At 28.6% G+C, this 15,578-nt stretch carries 12 protein-coding genes; all 12 read right to left on the reverse strand.

The features are described from left to right. Nucleotides 1-71: 71 nt before the first annotated feature. Entirely contained in the window at nt 72-5,849 is a 5,778-nt protein-coding gene (locus KEC48_RS04750; RefSeq protein WP_349291056.1) for a helicase-related protein, read from the reverse strand. A 203-nt stretch (nt 5,850-6,052) separates the two neighbouring features. Then, nucleotides 6,053-6,403, reverse strand: coding sequence for a TnpV protein (locus KEC48_RS16160; RefSeq protein WP_249191407.1), 351 nt, complete (start codon nt 6,401-6,403; stop codon nt 6,053-6,055). An 870-nt stretch (nt 6,404-7,273) separates the two neighbouring features. Next, complete coding sequence (locus KEC48_RS04755; protein ID WP_211964707.1) at nt 7,274-7,615, reverse strand: hypothetical protein; 342 nt, start codon at nt 7,613-7,615, stop codon at nt 7,274-7,276. A gap of 12 nt (nt 7,616-7,627) precedes the next feature. Next, nucleotides 7,628-7,822 carry a hypothetical protein gene (locus tag KEC48_RS04760; RefSeq protein WP_211964709.1) on the reverse strand — a complete coding sequence of 65 codons (195 nt, stop codon included), beginning with the start codon at nt 7,820-7,822 and terminating at the stop codon, nt 7,628-7,630. Continuing rightward, a complete protein-coding gene (locus KEC48_RS04765; RefSeq protein ID WP_211964711.1) occupies nt 7,809-8,051 on the reverse strand; it encodes a hypothetical protein in 243 nt (80 codons plus the stop codon). The genes KEC48_RS04760 and KEC48_RS04765 overlap by 14 nt, the downstream gene beginning before the upstream one ends. An 11-nt stretch (nt 8,052-8,062) precedes the next feature. After that, the gene (locus KEC48_RS04770) at nt 8,063-8,716 is read right to left on the reverse strand and encodes a sortase (protein WP_211964712.1); all 654 of its coding nucleotides are present in this window, start codon (nt 8,714-8,716) and stop codon (nt 8,063-8,065) included. After that, the gene (locus tag KEC48_RS04775; protein WP_211964713.1) at nt 8,694-11,462 is read right to left on the reverse strand and encodes a SpaA isopeptide-forming pilin-related protein; all 2,769 of its coding nucleotides are present in this window, start codon (nt 11,460-11,462) and stop codon (nt 8,694-8,696) included. The genes KEC48_RS04770 and KEC48_RS04775 overlap by 23 nt, the downstream gene beginning before the upstream one ends. Nucleotides 11,463-11,526: 64 nt before the next feature. Beyond that, nucleotides 11,527-12,111, reverse strand: a complete 585-nt coding sequence (locus KEC48_RS04780) for a hypothetical protein (protein WP_211964714.1) — start codon at nt 12,109-12,111, stop codon at nt 11,527-11,529. Nucleotides 12,112-12,251: 140 nt separating this feature from the next. Further along, a complete protein-coding gene (locus KEC48_RS04785; protein ID WP_249191408.1) occupies nt 12,252-13,172 on the reverse strand; it encodes a ParB/RepB/Spo0J family partition protein in 921 nt (306 codons plus the stop codon). Further along, nucleotides 13,150-13,974 (reverse strand): AAA family ATPase, encoded by an 825-nt coding sequence (locus KEC48_RS04790; protein ID WP_211964716.1) that lies wholly within the window; start codon nt 13,972-13,974, stop codon nt 13,150-13,152. Before KEC48_RS04790 ends, KEC48_RS04785 begins: the two co-directional genes overlap by 23 nt. 107 nt (nt 13,975-14,081) lie before the next feature. Continuing rightward, nucleotides 14,082-14,234: a hypothetical protein gene (locus KEC48_RS04795; protein ID WP_211964717.1), complete on the reverse strand. Its 153-nt coding sequence runs from the start codon at nt 14,232-14,234 to the stop codon at nt 14,082-14,084. Nucleotides 14,235-14,454: 220 nt separating this feature from the next. Next, a complete protein-coding gene (rlmD, locus tag KEC48_RS04800) occupies nt 14,455-15,576 on the reverse strand; it encodes a 23S rRNA (uracil(1939)-C(5))-methyltransferase RlmD (protein ID WP_211964719.1) in 1,122 nt (373 codons plus the stop codon). Between the last annotated feature and the right edge of the window lie 2 nt (nt 15,577-15,578).

The following is a 15,578-nucleotide window of genomic DNA, read 5'->3' on the forward strand; positions in this document are numbered from 1 at the left end:
AATTCCTTTCTTAAAAATTTAAAAGAGCGATAATAGTTTTTATCTAAAATCGCTCTAATATAATAATAAAATTATCTTTCATAATCTTTATTAGGTGTATGATTATCACTAATTTCTTCGCCACCATCGTCAACAATTTCTTTATCTTTTTCATTAAGATTTAATTTAATATTAAGTTCATCTAATCGTTTAGATTTGGCTTTTAATTCTTCCTCTTGTGGAAATGGTTTTTTTATTTCTAATTTTGCATTTTCATAATTTTTTTTGGTATCTTCAAGATTGCTTTCTGCATTAGAAAGTTTATTTTCAATGCTATTTAATACATTGTCAATACGGGTTATATTTCCACTTGGATCACTTCCTAATTCTACTTTATATGATAAATTATTTTTCATTCCCATATAAAATTTCCTATCAAAAGTATCAAATGATAACATCATTTTAAACCCCTTATATTCTCCTATTTCTATTGGCTCTGGATTAGTCATTGATTTACATATTTCTATTATTTTTTCTCCTGCTTCTTTTCTTTCTATGAAGTCTTCGCCTCTAATAGTCATCTTCTGAAATGAATTATCTTCTGCATTATTAAATTTAAAATACTCTAAATCTTCTTTCATATCTTCAATTCTATTTTCTAATCTTTTTATTTCATTAGGATAATATTTAATAACTTTATCTTCTAATGCATATATTTCACTTAAATGAGTTTGTTTTAATAACTTTAATTTTACGACTTGTGTATCTAGTTCTGTCTTTTCAATTATATCTGGATTTCCTGCTGCAAGTGCTTTAATTTCTGCATAAGATAATGCTGTTTCATCAATATCTTCGGCAAATCTTACAGGAGTCTTTGAAGTCATTATTTGAGAAATAAATCTTTGTTTATTTTCTACTAACTGATATAAATATGCATCAAAAGTTCCCTCCGTTACATATCTATAAATATCTACTTCCGGATTTTTATTTCCCTGTCTAATTATTCTTCCACTCCTTTGAATTAAATCACTTGGTCGCCACGGACAGTCTAAATCGTGCAATGCAATTAATCTATCTTGACAGTTAGTTCCTGCCCCCATTTTTTGAGTGCTGCCCATCAAAACTCTTACTTGTCCTCGCCTAACTTTATTAAATAATTCTTGCTTTCTTGCATCTGTATTTGCATCGTGAATAAATGCAATTTCTTCCTCTGGTATTCCTCTATCAATAAGTTTCTTTTTTAAGTCATCATATACATTAAACTTTCCATCATTATGTGGAGTTGATAAATCACAAAACACAAGTTGAGCAGATTTATTAGGACTTGTTTTATCCCAAATATCATAGATATTATCTGCACAAGTTGCAACTTTACTTTTATCAAAATCGTCTAACATTTCATTAGATAATCTTTGGTCAAGTGCTAATTTCCTTCCATCATTAGTTATTTTTAACATGTTATCAATAGAAGAATCTACCATTCTATTTCTTATTCTTTCTGCTCTTTCAGATAGTTCTTTTACAAGTTCTTTTTGAATCTCACTAGGCTCTATGACTATATTATGATAGTTTGCTTTTGGTACCGGAAGATTAAGCATATCAGAAGTTTGTATATCAGCAACTTCCTTAAACATTGCCATAAGTTCTGGTAAATTAAAAAACTTTGCAAATCTAGTTTTTGCTCTATAACCTGTACCTTCTGGGCTTAATTCTATTGCAGTAACTGTTTCGCCAAATGTTGAAGCCCAAGCATCAAATTGTTGCAAATGTCTTTTTTCTAATTCACCAAATTGCAAGTATCTTTGCATAGTATATAACTCTACCATTGAATTAGAAACTGGTGTACCAGTAGCAAAAATTACTCCTTTTCCACCTGTAAGTTCATCTAAATATCTGCATTTCATAAATAAATCTGATGACTTTTGTGCTTCGGTTTGTGCAATACCTCCAACATTTCTCATCTTTGTATATAAGAAAAGATTTTTATAATAATGTGCTTCATCTACAAATATTCTATCAACACCTAATTCTTCAAAAGTAATAACATCATCTTTTCTTGAAGTATCATTTAATTTTGCAAGTTTTGTTTCTAAATTCTTTTTTGTTTTCTCCATTTGCTTAATAGAAAATCTTTCGCCATTACTATTTTTTAAATCTTGTATTCCAAATGTTATATCATCAATTTGTTTTTGAATTATAGCAATTTGTCGTTCTACTGACATTGGTATTTTTTCAAATTGAGAATGTGAAATAATAATGGCGTCATAATCTCCTGTTGCAATTCTTGAACAAAACTTTTTACGATTGGCAGTCTGGAAATCTTTTTTTGTTGTAACCAAAATATTTGCACTAGGGTAAAGTTGTAAAAACTCTTGACCAAATTGTTCAACAATATGATTAGGAACAACAAATAAAGATTTATTACATAGTCCTAATCTTTTTGATTCCATTGCAGCAGCCACCATTTCAAATGTTTTACCTGCACCAACTTCGTGAGCAAGTAAAGTATTTCCTCCATAAAGAATTCTTGCTATTGCATTTACCTGATGTTTTCTTAAAGTTATTTCTGGATTCATACCATCAAAGGTTATATGACTTCCATCATATTCACGAGGTCTAATAGAATTAAATCTTTCATTATATGATTTAACTAATCGTTCTCTACGCTCTGGATCTTCCCATATCCATTCTTCAAAAGCAAGTTTAATTTGTTCTTGTTTTGCTTGGGCAATCGCCGTTTCTTTTTTGTTTAATTCTGCAACTTTTTTTCCGTTTTCATCTTCATAATAATCATATATTCTAGTATCTTTTAAGTTCAAACTATCTTCAATAATTTTATAAGCATTTGCTCTACTTGTTCCATAAGTATTAGTGGCTTTTACATTGTATCTATCATAACTTTTCCCATCTATATACCATTCAGAAGTAGATTCCATATAATGGACATTTATATTTCTACTTGCATAATAACTAGGATTTAAAAGATATTCTATAAAAACTTTTATATCTTCTGGTGGTATCCAAGTTGAGCCTAACCTTACACTAATTTCACTTGCACTTAAATCTTTTGGTTGAACTTCTTTAAGATACTTTACATTAATATTAAATCTATCATCAGTTTCTGCAAATTTTTCTGCTATTCTTAATTTTTCTCTTACATTTCCAGAAAGATACTCATCTGCTGTCACCCAATGATTAGACTCTCCATATTCAGGAACATTAAATATTTCACCTTCTAATTCTTTAAGCATTTCATCCATATTTTTATTACAAAGTTGTTGCATAAATTCTATATCAACTCTTGCTTTTTCAGAAAGTGAAACAATTAAAGCGTCGTTAGCATTATCTACTGATGTTATTTCTGTTCTAGGTTTAATTGTTCTTTTAGTGAACATATCTGCTTTTCTTGCAAGATTACCATTTTCATCTAAAATCTCAAGAGAACATAATAGATAATAACTTGAATCATTAGAAAAAGCAGAGTTATTTCCTCTGCTATTAATTAGTCCATATTTCTTTGTAAAAGTATCATATAAACGATTTAATTTAACCTGTTCTCTTTTTATATCTTCATCTGGATAGTCTTCTGTCTGATACTCCAAAAGAGTTCTCACACAATCCCTTATTTCAATAAGACCTTTTACTCTATTTTCAGTTGTCATAGCAAGTTCTTGTGGATACATTCTACTATTCTCTCTGAAATAAATTTTATCATCAATTAAGGTATATGAGAAGTTTCTAACAGTTAAATCTGCTTCAATAGAATTATCTTCTTCGCCTATATCATCTAGTTCATATTCCTTTACTTCAGCGTGAATATTTGAAATTGCTTCATTAAGTTTTTCTTCTAAATTTAAACCATCAGATACACAAGCGGAATCATAACCAAACCTAGTAGAAATCATTTCCATATTTCCCATTATCATTTCTGGATTATCAACGAAATATTGATTCATTTTAATTCCATTTTCATTTTCTCCTAAATATACCCATTCTGGCTCTATATCAGTTATTGAATCCCTTTTTTGTAAGAATATAATATCTGATGTGACTTCTGTGCCTGCGTTTGCTTTAAAAGTGTTATTAGGTAGTCTTATTGCTCCTAACAGGTCTGCTCTTTGTGCAATATATCTTCTTACACTTGGATTTTCTTTATCAAGTGTGCCTTTAGAAGTTATAAATGCAATAACTCCACCTGGTCTTACTTTATCAAGTGTTTTAGCAAAGAAATAATCGTGGATTAAAAAATTGTTTTTATCATATTTTTTATCTAATACTTTAAAATCTCCAAATGGAACATTTCCTATTGCAACATCAAAAAAGGAATTAGGAAGATTAGTATCTTCATATCCTTGTACTGCAACAGAAGATTTTTGATATAGTTGTCTTGCTATTCTTCCACTTATTGAATCAAGTTCAACACCATATAACTTACAATCTTTTAATGATTCTGGAATCATTCCTATAAAGTTTCCTATTCCACAACTAGGCTCTAATATATTGCCGGTTTTAAGTCCCATATTCTCTAACGCTTTATACATAGATCTAATTACTATTGGTGGTGTATAAAATGCTGTTAAAGTTGATTCTCGTGCTTGTGAATACTCTGTTTCATCAAGTAAGTTCTTTAAAATATGATATTCATTACTCCAAGAAGAATCCATATTATCAAATACTTGTGAAAGACCACCCCAACCAACATATTTAGACAGTATTTCTTGTTCTTCTGGAGTTGCAAATCTATCTTCTTCTCCGCATTTTTTCAAAGTCTTAATTGCTTCAACATTGTTATTAAATTTCTCTCTTGGACTACCTTCTCCTAATCTATCATCAGATATTCTAAACTGACTACGATTGACAGTTGGTATTTCTGGGTGTATATCAAAACTTCTTATTTTATTACTTTTTTTCTTTTCAAATTCTGGAACAATTATTTCTTCTTTTTCTATGTTTCCTTCAATAAACGTTTCTTTTTGTTCCTTTTTCGTATGTTCTTCAGCATTATTTTCTTCGTGTTTTTTCTCTTGAATATTACTTATCTTAACTTTAAGATGGTCATTAGCAGGATTTTCTTTAACTTTTTTATCAAATTCTTCTTTTGACATTTCACGATTAAATAATGGGTATTGATAATCATATAAAACTATGTTCAAATCTCCAATATTCAATATTTCATATTCATCTGCTCCAATATAAACCTTATCCCCTAAATGATATTGATACTCGTATTCTTCTTCAGTTTGTTCTAATACAATATTGTCTGCAAGATTTTTGCTTGCCTCTATAAACTCTCTTTCTTGTACTTCTTTTTCAAGCCAATTAGGACATTCTTCTAATTCTTTTTTATTTAAGTATCTATCTTCGTGAATAAGCGTTTTTATTCTATTGGCAATATAATTCCACTTAAATAATTGTTCTTTAGCACTAGCATCAAAATAACCACGATTAAAACGCATTCCTTTTGCATCATAACTAACACCTATACCAGATCCTTTTACAGTATGAGTTGCTCCTCCCATACCATAAGAATTTTTGAGATAATTTATATTTTCTTCTGCTGATAAACTTTTTTGAAATACCTCATAAGTTCTGTACTTTGTTTCGGTATGTTGTTCAGTTAAATATTTATCTATAAACTCTTGAGTAAATTCTAAATCTGATACCATCTTTTCACTATTGTCATCAATAAAACTTAATTGGTCTGTCATACTTGGCAAAGGCTCAATTCTATCATTTAACTGATTTAGCAATATCATTGAATCATAATGATAAGTTAAATCTTCCCAACTTACTAAAGTTTCTGTATCTCTTGATAAAAAATTACCTTTCCAAAATAAAATACCGTTGTCAAAAGTTTTATAACCATACATCTGGTCATCAACTATAACTCCGGTATAATCTGAATTAAATATCTCTTTAAGAAATTCTGCTCTTTTACTAATATCTTTCTCATTAGCAAAATAATCTTTTATTTCTTTATTTGATTTTCTTATATGTGGGGTTGTACTTAATATTTGATTTATCTTTTCTTCTACAACAACATAAGGATGATGTTCTGTTGCATTATAAACATTTAAGCGTAAATCAATTCGTTCATTACTATCTCCTCTGCTGACAACTTCAAATTGTTCATCAGTTGTACCCACTTCATTTGGTCTTGTTGTTTCAAACTCTCTGTTATATTCTCTTTGGCTTTCATCTCTGATACTATTTGTTCTATCCTCTCCATTGCTGTTTGTTGAATATGCATTAAATGTTGTGGAAGTTGATTGCTCATTAGTAGAGTTGTGTATAGAGATTTCTTGTTCTCTTTCAAGTATCTTAACCTCATCATTGCGTATTTGCCCTCCACTTGAATCTTGTTTTCTGGTACTGTTAAGTCCGGTATCTCGTAATCCCCTTGACGTGTGTAAGTTATATTCATTATTATTCCTCCTTTCGGCAGTATTTCTGCTTTCACTTATATCATAAGATAAATTACTGTCTATATCAAATGTGCGAATTTTATTTATTTCATTAATTCGCAGATTTTTAATGGTATTATATATTTCACGAAGTCCCATTTCAGATATTTCACTCGTCGCTACACCAATTCTCGTTATTGTATCAAAACTATCAAAATTTAATAAATCACTAAAATCGCTACTTGTAAAATATTCATTTGGATTTAATCCACATCTTTTAATTATTGAAAATGCAATACTATTTTCTAATGCCTTTTGAAATAATACTTTTATATTTTCATTATCTAATGATTCAAGAGAACTATTTTCTTTATAGAATATTAAATCATCTAAATAATCTTGTATATTATCTTCAACAATTATTTTTGATACCGACTTAATTGCAAGTCCCAGAGAACTTTTATCAGCAAGTTCTCCGTACTTATTTTCTAATGACTCAATAATATCTAATTCATAAGGTTTTGAAACTGACCATAATCTAAAACTTTTACCAAGTTTACTATTGGTATCTGCAATATCAAATACATATCTTAAATTAGTATAACCATTTTCTTCAGACAAAAGAGCAATTCCTTTTGCACCACGATTAACCCATCTACCAACTTGTTTATTCCAAGCCTCTATTTTCGCACAGGCTATTGCCGTAGGTTTTTGTGCATAAATTAAAACTTGATCATTGAAAGGATATTTGTAGTTCATTGCAGCACATTCCAAAAAAGACATCCAATCTTCAGGAGAACTGCTTATTTTAGTTAAAGTTTCTCCATAAAGGTCTGTAATTAGTCTTAATTTACTTGCCATATTACACCTCCTATTCTAAATTAGACTATTTATTCATTTGCCATTTTTTCTTCTTTTATTTTTTCTCTTACTTGCAACAATACATCAAAGTAATTTGTTTCAACAGAAATCATATCCTCTATTCCATAAAATAAAATATAAAATAAATCTACTATTTCATTGTTATAAAGTCTAATATCTACTTTTGTTTCCTCATTTTCATTTTTTATTGGAACACTATATCTTAATAATTTTTCTTTTAATTTTGCTGATTTTTTTGAATAAAGTTCATTATCAGAATTTATTATATTTTCCAATATCTCATTAAGTTTATTAAACTCATTTATGTTTAGTTTTATTTTAATTGGTGGTATTCTTTTTGAATAAGCCATATCATTTTCCTCCTATCTTTCCATATCTTTATCTTGTTTTACTCTTTGATTTAAAACTATATTATTTCTATATTGTCCTATTGCCTCTTTTACAGAAGTATTTTTCAATATATCATCTACTTTTGCTTGGGCTTCTTTTCTATTTTTTGCCTCCACTTCAAAAGTAATAGTTCCATTTATATCTACATCTATTTCAAATTTTTTCATTTTTATCATTTCCTTTCTCTTTATAACCACTTAAAAAAGCGATTATTTGTTTATTTTTAATAGACCTTTTAAACTCTATTATTATCATCATCTCTGATGAAGTAAGATTGTTTATTTTTTCTAAATCTTCTAATTGCATTGCTAATATCTTTTTTTCAGTATTAAACCCTGCACCAAATAATTTATCCAATGTTTTAGTTATTTGATTAAGATAATTTTTTGTTTCCATTGTATAACCTCCTATATTTTTTCAACTAATTCACAAATGATTACAATTTGTTTATTAGTATTGTGACGACAAGTAATAAGAGTCAAAGTATTCTTTTGAGCGTTTCTTAAAATTTCTACTGTACCTGTTTTTTCTACATCATAAGTATTAACCATTCTGTATCTGTACTCATAGCCGTTGTAAAAAATACTAACTATATTATCTATTTTTAATTTATTTAAGTTCTTAAAGAAAGCATTTTTTCCATTACCACTATGTGCTGCTAATATTACATTTCCATTTTCTTCATCTGGCATATCAGATTCATCAAGTATCTTAATATTTTTATTAACATTATTATAGTAACTATCTTTACTAACTAATCCTTTTTCTAAACCAATACTTGGTATTTTTAAGACAGCAATATAATCTAATGGTGTTGTACTTTTTACTTCTTCTTTTTCAATATTTGTTTCTTCTTCCTTTTCGGAAGATATATTATTGTTTATTTCTTCTTGTTCTTCATAAAATTCTACTAATGCAATATTTTCTAAATTATCTGACCTTATATCAAAATATATTTTTCCAATTATTACACCTAAACCCAATAAGATAAGTAAAGAGCCAACTATTAAAAGTTGACTCTTTTTATCTTTGTTCTTATTATTTTCTTTTCTTTTTAACATAATAAGCAACAACTCCTATTCCACTTATAATTAAAATTCCTCCAATTAGTTCAATAATATGATAATCATTTATTCCTGTATTAGGGACTTCTACTACTACTTTTTCATTTTCCATAGTTGCTTTAACGATTTCTCCATCTTCTCTTATTTCAAAATACATTCTTTCTTCATTAAGAATATATCCTTCAGGGGCTTCCTTTTCTAAAATATAGTAACGACCATATCTTATATCTTTAACAATTATCATACCTTGTTCATTTGTTCTTCCTGAAAATACTAATTCATCTTTATCGTTATAGATTTCAATTAAAGTATTAGGTAGAGGAGTTCCTGTAGATAAATCAATTTTCGTAAATTCTAGAGTTCCTGTAATTGGCTTATTTTTCATTTCTGCTTTTACTACTTCACCATTTTCTTTTATTTCAAAAGATACTTTTTCATCTGTAATTAAATAGCCTGTCGCACTTTCTTTCTCTAAAATATAATATTTTTTACCTGCTACTAAATTTTTAATAATTATCATACCTTGTTCATCAGTTGTTCCTGTAAAAATTAGTTCGTTTGTATCTTCTGTATAAACTTCAATAGTTGTGTTTGGAATAGGTTCTCCATTAACTAAATCAGTTTTTGTAAACTCTAAATCGCCTTTTTTTAATTCATTCTTTAATTGTAAAGTTTCTGACATAATAGCAGTTTTATTGTCTATTTCAGTTAATTCAACAAAATGTTCTGTTGTATCTATAACATAATTATCTAATGTTTTAGTTTCTTTTATTAAATACTTTCCAAGATAAAGATCTGTAAATATTGCTATGCCATCTTCTCCTGTTTCAATAGATTTAATAAATTCACCTTTTTTATAATGGGTTACTCCATCTAATGTTGTAATATCTTCGTTAGCGTAAATTGAAAATTCTACACCACTTAATTTAACATCTTTGTAAGTGAATTTTCCATTTTCAATAGCAAATGCTTCTCCTGTTTTTTCAATTACAACTTCACCCATTATTTTATCATTAGCAAATTCTATTTCTATATATTTACCATATTCATCATCTTCAATAATTGAACTATTTTCATCAATTCTAAAAATAACACCATCTTGATTTAATAAATATCCATCAGGACTTGTTAATTCTTCAATTTTATAAGTTCCACTCATTAAAGGATAAGGAGTGATAAATACACCATTTTCATCTGTTTTAAATTCACATATTTCCTCTTTGTTTGGATATGTTACTTTTTGACATACATATTCATCTGTATCAACATTTTTAATTTTAAATGTGACATTTTGAAATGGTATAACTCTTCCAGATTCAGAATCTGTCTTTACTAATTTTAATTTTGCAGTAATTGGGGCATTTGATAATGAATATCTTATGGTTTGTGGTGAATTTCCATTAACAACTATTTTAAAATCCTTAACTTTTTCGTGACCTTCTGTTGTGTTCAACTGTTTTACTGTATAAGTTCCATATACAAGATTTATTTTTGAATATCCTTGTTCATCAGTCTTAACAGTTGTAACGTGATTCCCCTTACTATCATAAATACCAAACTCTATTCCAACTTCTGGTTTTAGAATTCCAGTTTCTGCACTTGCATAATATTTATTTATTTCTACATCTCTTTTGATAATTTGTTCATAGACATTTATAGATGGGTGTAAATCATCAACTGTAATTTCAAAATAATATTTATTTATATCTAATTCATACCCTGTGCTTGGACTAATTTCTTTCAAATAAAAAGTTCCAATATCGGGTAAAATTGGACTGGTAACTTTTCCCTCACTATTAGTTGTTACCTTTTCAACTAACTCATCATTTAGATTATAAATTCCATATACTGCTCCCTCTAAAGTAGCCTCTACACCTTGTGGATCATTTGTTTGAGTGTCATTATCATTTTTATTTACTGTCACATCTCCACCTTTTGTGTCAATTTTAACAGAAGCAACTACTGGATCTGAAAATCTAAAATAACCCATTTTTTGTGAATTAACTCCATTACCAGTATATACGATAGTTGTATAATTATCATAGTGTTTTCTTACAACATTCAAAGTTTGAACTCCTACTTTTAAGGGTGTTACATAAATATTATTACCTTCTATTCTTACTGATAAATTATCAGAACTATACACTTCATATTCGCTTAAAACATTGTTTGAATCTGTGATTTTAATTTCTTTTCCTATTATTGCATCTTGTGTAGTTCCATTAAAACTTGGCTTATTATAATGAGTATTTACTAATCTCATAATTTCATTTTTTTCTGCATCAATATTAATATAATCTCCCCAACCAGAGGCTTCAGTCCAAAACTCTACAATTTGTCCTCCTGTTGTTTCCCAAATCAATGCTTGTGCTGCCATTCTATATCTTAATGTTTGATGACCAGGATAATCGTATCCATAATGACCAATCAATTCAATTTTTTTACTTATTTCAGCACTATATGGTGATGCTTGAAGACCATCATACCCTAAATAACTGGTAGTAGTTATATCAACTCCTGGCTCTATACAATAAACAGTTTTTCCATCCATCGTATAGGTTTCATATTGTGCAGACATATAAGGTTTTCCACCACCTCGTCTTGTATAATATACATCAGGAACTTTCGGATGTGATAAAGTTCCACTTGAAGCAGCATTAACTATTGTTGGAATAGCAAATGCGAATACTTCAAATAAGGTCAGTGCAATCAATAACACTGATACTATTTTTTTCTTTTTCATTCTTATCATTTCCTTTCTAAAAATTAAAAAAACAACCTTTTATGGTTGCTTTTATTAAAATAAATTATTCCATTGGATTTGTATAATCAATGTGCAACTTATAACCTAAAACTTTACCTTTATAAATTACCTCTTGACAACTAAATCCTAAAATATTAACTGTGTCTGAAAATGCCTTTTCAAAACCTGCTTTTTGACATTCCTCATAAGTAGCATATTCAACTTGTTTTTTTAACTTTTCTAATTCTTCATCTATCAGTGGAGGTTGTTCTTCTTTAGGTACCTCTATTGTTGTAGATTCTTGTTTTTCTTCTTGAACTTGATTTTTTTCATCATTTTGTTCTGCTTTAACAGGTTGGTTACTTTCATTTTTTTGAATATTAGAATTTTTTTCTTGTGTCTTTTCTTGAATAGTTTCATTACTTTCACCAGTATTTTCCTCTATTTCATCAATGATTTCACTTGTTTCTGTTTCTTGCTCTTTTTCAACATTCTTTTCATCATCAAGTTCCTGATTTTCTTCTACTACAACATCATTTACTATGTCTTTCTTTTCTACTTTTTCAATAAAATCGTTGAAAAGAAAAAATATTCCAACACTACTCAAAATAAGAATTATACTGACTGAAAAAAGTATTTTCTTGCCCATATCTATCACTCCTTTGGTGATATTATAATCTAAACTTTTTAATTTTGCATTTATACAATTTTCTTTCAGTTAGTAAATAACAGTTAGTAATATATACTAGGGTGGATTGTAAGGAGGGAATTGTGGAATACAAACTCCCATTATCTTGCATCCATAGATTTTTGTCTTTGCAAATGTTTGTTATAAAACTCAATTGCATTTACAACAAAATCTTCAATTTTTTTATCTTCAATATTTTTTGGGAGTACACTTCTTATTCTATTTTCATTGAATTTTATTTTAGAAATTTGATTAGATTTTTCTTCTGACATTATACTTTCAATAACTTCAACAGTAAGTGTTCCCTCTTGACTCATTTTCTTCATTCTAATTGTTTGAGCGTGTGATGGTGTAGAATCATTATAATCAATACAATCTAGTACAGCATATTGTTGTTCATCAGTTAAAAAAGATAACTCTACTGCCGGACTTAATGCAATTTCCTTTTTATCAACTAATTCTAACAATTCTGGTATTAATTCAGTTAGTCTTATAAATCTTCTAACTTGAGTTAAACTATCTCCATTTTCTTTACCAATAATCGAAGCACTTTCGTTTAACTTCCCCCCAACTTGGTGGGAAGTTTCAAATGCAATAGTTTTCCCTTGATGTTTCATTGCTTCCAATTTCATTTTATAAGCAAATGCTTTTTCACTTGGTAGTATTTCTTCTCTTTGTAAGTTGCTATCTACCATTATGATAATTGCTTCATCATCTGTTAAATTTCTTACAATACAAGGAATAGTATCATAATTCGCTAATTGACTTGCAAATTTTCTTCTATGTCCTGATACCATTTCATATCTACCATTTGCTTTTGGTCTAACTAATGCCGGAACTAATACTCCGTTTTCTTTAATGCTATCACGCATATTATACATTTCTTCGTTTTCAATAACTTTAAATGGATGATTAGGGAAGTCATCAATATCACTAATTTTAATATCAATAACTTTTTCTAAATTAGCATTAACTCTATCTTCCTCTGTTGTAAATAAATCATCTAACTTTGGCAGTGGCATTTTTGATATGTTCTTTACCATCTTCCAACACCTCCTTTGCAAATGAAGAATATGCTTCTGCCACTCTATTGCTTTTATCATAAGTAAAAATACTTTTACCGTGTGAAGTAGATTCAGCAGTCTTTATAGCAAGTGGTATTTTTGTATTATATAACTTTAACATACTCCCATAGTTTTCTTTTAATTGGTTTTCTATTTCTTTAGATAGATTAGTTCTCCTATCAACCAAAGTTAATAAAACTCCATCAATTTTTAATTCTGGATTAATTTGTCTTTTAACTTTTGAAATAGTTTTTAATAACTGTGTCATACCTCTCGCTGCAAAATATTGACTTTGAACTGGTATTATTACACTATCTGCACTTGCTAACGCATTTATCGTTATCATTCCTAAACTAGGCATACAATCTAAAATTATATAATCATAGTCTTTTTTTACTTCTGATAAACAATTTCTCATAGTATATTCTCTGCTCATTGCATTTACTAAAGACATTTCTAATGCAGATAAATCCAAACTAGATGGTATTACATCAACATTTTCTTTATGATGTAAAATAGCCTCTTTTATTTTTATTGGCTCATCATTCATTGATTGTTCCATTAAATCTGGTAGTGTAATATTTAACTTTTCTGGTTCATACCATCCACCATAAGTAGTTAAATCGCCTTGTGGATCTGTGTCAACTAACAACACTTTTTTACCTTGCTTTGCTAATGCTACTCCTAAACTAAAAGCAGTAGTTGTTTTCCCAACTCCACCTTTTTGATTAGCGATTGCAATTACTTTGCAATGTGACATCTATTCTCCCTCCTTTCTATAAATTTAGCCACCATAAATAAATATGATGGCTATGTACTCCATTTCTGGCATAAAAAAAGAACTGACTTATTATCAGTTCAAAAACATTATTTTTCTAATATATCAATATATTTTAAAAGTAATTCATCTATAACTTCAGTATTTTTATTTTCATTTATTAATTTCGTTCTCATAACATTTAAGGCGTTTATAATTATTTTTAATTCATAGTCGTCCATCTTTATTTTTCTCTTTTTCATAATGACACCTCCATTAACTATTAAATAATATTATTGTTTAAATTATGTAGTTGAATTAGTCAACCAATACCACTAGACCTTGTATGTGGAAACATATACTACTAAAACAACCTACCATATTTTTGAAGTGTTTTTTTATAAATTTTTGCTATTTTTGACTATTTTTTTGACTTTTTTTAGCACCCTATGTATAGTTGATTTTCCCTTATTTTATAAGGGTTTAACGCAGTTTTAACAAGCACACACATTCAACGTGATTTGTATGTGGAAACATATCAACAGGATAAACATCTCGACTCTTGTAACCTATTTTGTTAAACATTTTCAAGTCACGAGCTTGTGTTGAAGGATCACATGATACATAAATCACTTGACGAGGTTGTAAGACTTTTATAGATTCAATAAATGCCTGAGTACTCCCAGCACGTGGTGGATCCATAATAACACAATCAATCTTTTGTTTTTGCTTTGCTAACTCAACCATAAAATGAGTCGCATCATCATGGACAAAATGAATATTATGAATTTTATTCATCTTGGCATTATTTATCGCATCTTTATAAGCTTCGTGATTTAATTCGACACCAATCACAGTATCAACATATTGAGCTAAAAACATTCCGATTGTTCCAATACCACAATAAGTATCTAAAATAACATCATTTTTATGCAAGTCTAATAAAGATAAAACTTGATGATAAAGATAAGTGCATTGTTCATGATTGATCTGATAAAAAGATTGTGCTGAAATTTTAAAGGTTAAACCACATAACTTATCTACAATAAAGCCCTTTCCATAGAGAATCTTTTCTTGTTTTGATAAAACAATGCTCGTCTGTCGATTATTAATATTCAAAACAACTGATTGAACCGATGGACATGCTTTAACAAGTTCCTGACAGAAGTTTTTGCTCCCTTTCATAACAGCTTCCCTTCCAACAAGCACAACCAGTGTCTGATTCGTTGTCACAGCACGACGAATCAATACATGTCTTAAAAATCCTCGATTTCTGTTCTCATCATAAATAGAAACACGATACTTTTTTAACATCTTTTGAAGTTGTGTTAAAACTAGATGTGTTTGTTCATCATGCAATAAACAAGCTTTCATAGGAACAATGCGATGTGAGGTTTCTTCATATAAACCATATTCATATTTTTGATTAAAAGCAACAATGACTTTATTACGATAAAAATATGGATTTTGCATTCCAGCAACATCATGAACACGTTGATGAGGAAATAATTTTTCACATTTTTCTTTTTTGATGGATAGCTGTTTAGAATAATCCATTCCTATATATTGACAGCTACCACATTGTTTCTTAATAGGGCAATCCATAT

Origin of the sequence: Clostridium sp. C1 (genome assembly GCF_018223625.1) — a bacterium.
Taxonomy (GTDB): Bacteria; Bacillota_I; Bacilli_A; order Erysipelotrichales; family Coprobacillaceae; genus Allocoprobacillus.

Coding starts and splice junctions, on each gene's coding strand:
- KEC48_RS04795 (WP_211964717.1), bottom strand. CDS start 14,234: ATGAAAAAGAGAAAAATAAAGATGGACGACTATGAATTAAAAATAATT.
- KEC48_RS04755 (WP_211964707.1), bottom strand. CDS start 7,615: ATGGCTTATTCAAAAAGAATACCACCAATTAAAATAAAACTAAACATA.
- KEC48_RS04785 (WP_249191408.1), bottom strand. CDS start 13,172: ATGCCACTGCCAAAGTTAGATGATTTATTTACAACAGAGGAAGATAGA.
- KEC48_RS16160 (WP_249191407.1), bottom strand. CDS start 6,403: ATGAATATAACTTACACACGTCAAGGGGATTACGAGATACCGGACTTA.
- KEC48_RS04775 (WP_211964713.1), bottom strand. CDS start 11,462: ATGAAAAAGAAAAAAATAGTATCAGTGTTATTGATTGCACTGACCTTA.
- KEC48_RS04750 (WP_349291056.1), bottom strand. CDS start 5,849: ATGTATGGTTATAAAACTTTTGACAACGGTATTTTATTTTGGAAAGGT.
- KEC48_RS04780 (WP_211964714.1), bottom strand. CDS start 12,111: ATGGGCAAGAAAATACTTTTTTCAGTCAGTATAATTCTTATTTTGAGT.
- KEC48_RS04765 (WP_211964711.1), bottom strand. CDS start 8,051: ATGGAAACAAAAAATTATCTTAATCAAATAACTAAAACATTGGATAAA.
- KEC48_RS04770 (WP_211964712.1), bottom strand. CDS start 8,716: ATGTTAAAAAGAAAAGAAAATAATAAGAACAAAGATAAAAAGAGTCAA.
- KEC48_RS04760 (WP_211964709.1), bottom strand. CDS start 7,822: ATGAAAAAATTTGAAATAGATGTAGATATAAATGGAACTATTACTTTT.
- KEC48_RS04790 (WP_211964716.1), bottom strand. CDS start 13,974: ATGTCACATTGCAAAGTAATTGCAATCGCTAATCAAAAAGGTGGAGTT.
- rlmD (WP_211964719.1), bottom strand. CDS start 15,576: ATGGATTGCCCTATTAAGAAACAATGTGGTAGCTGTCAATATATAGGA.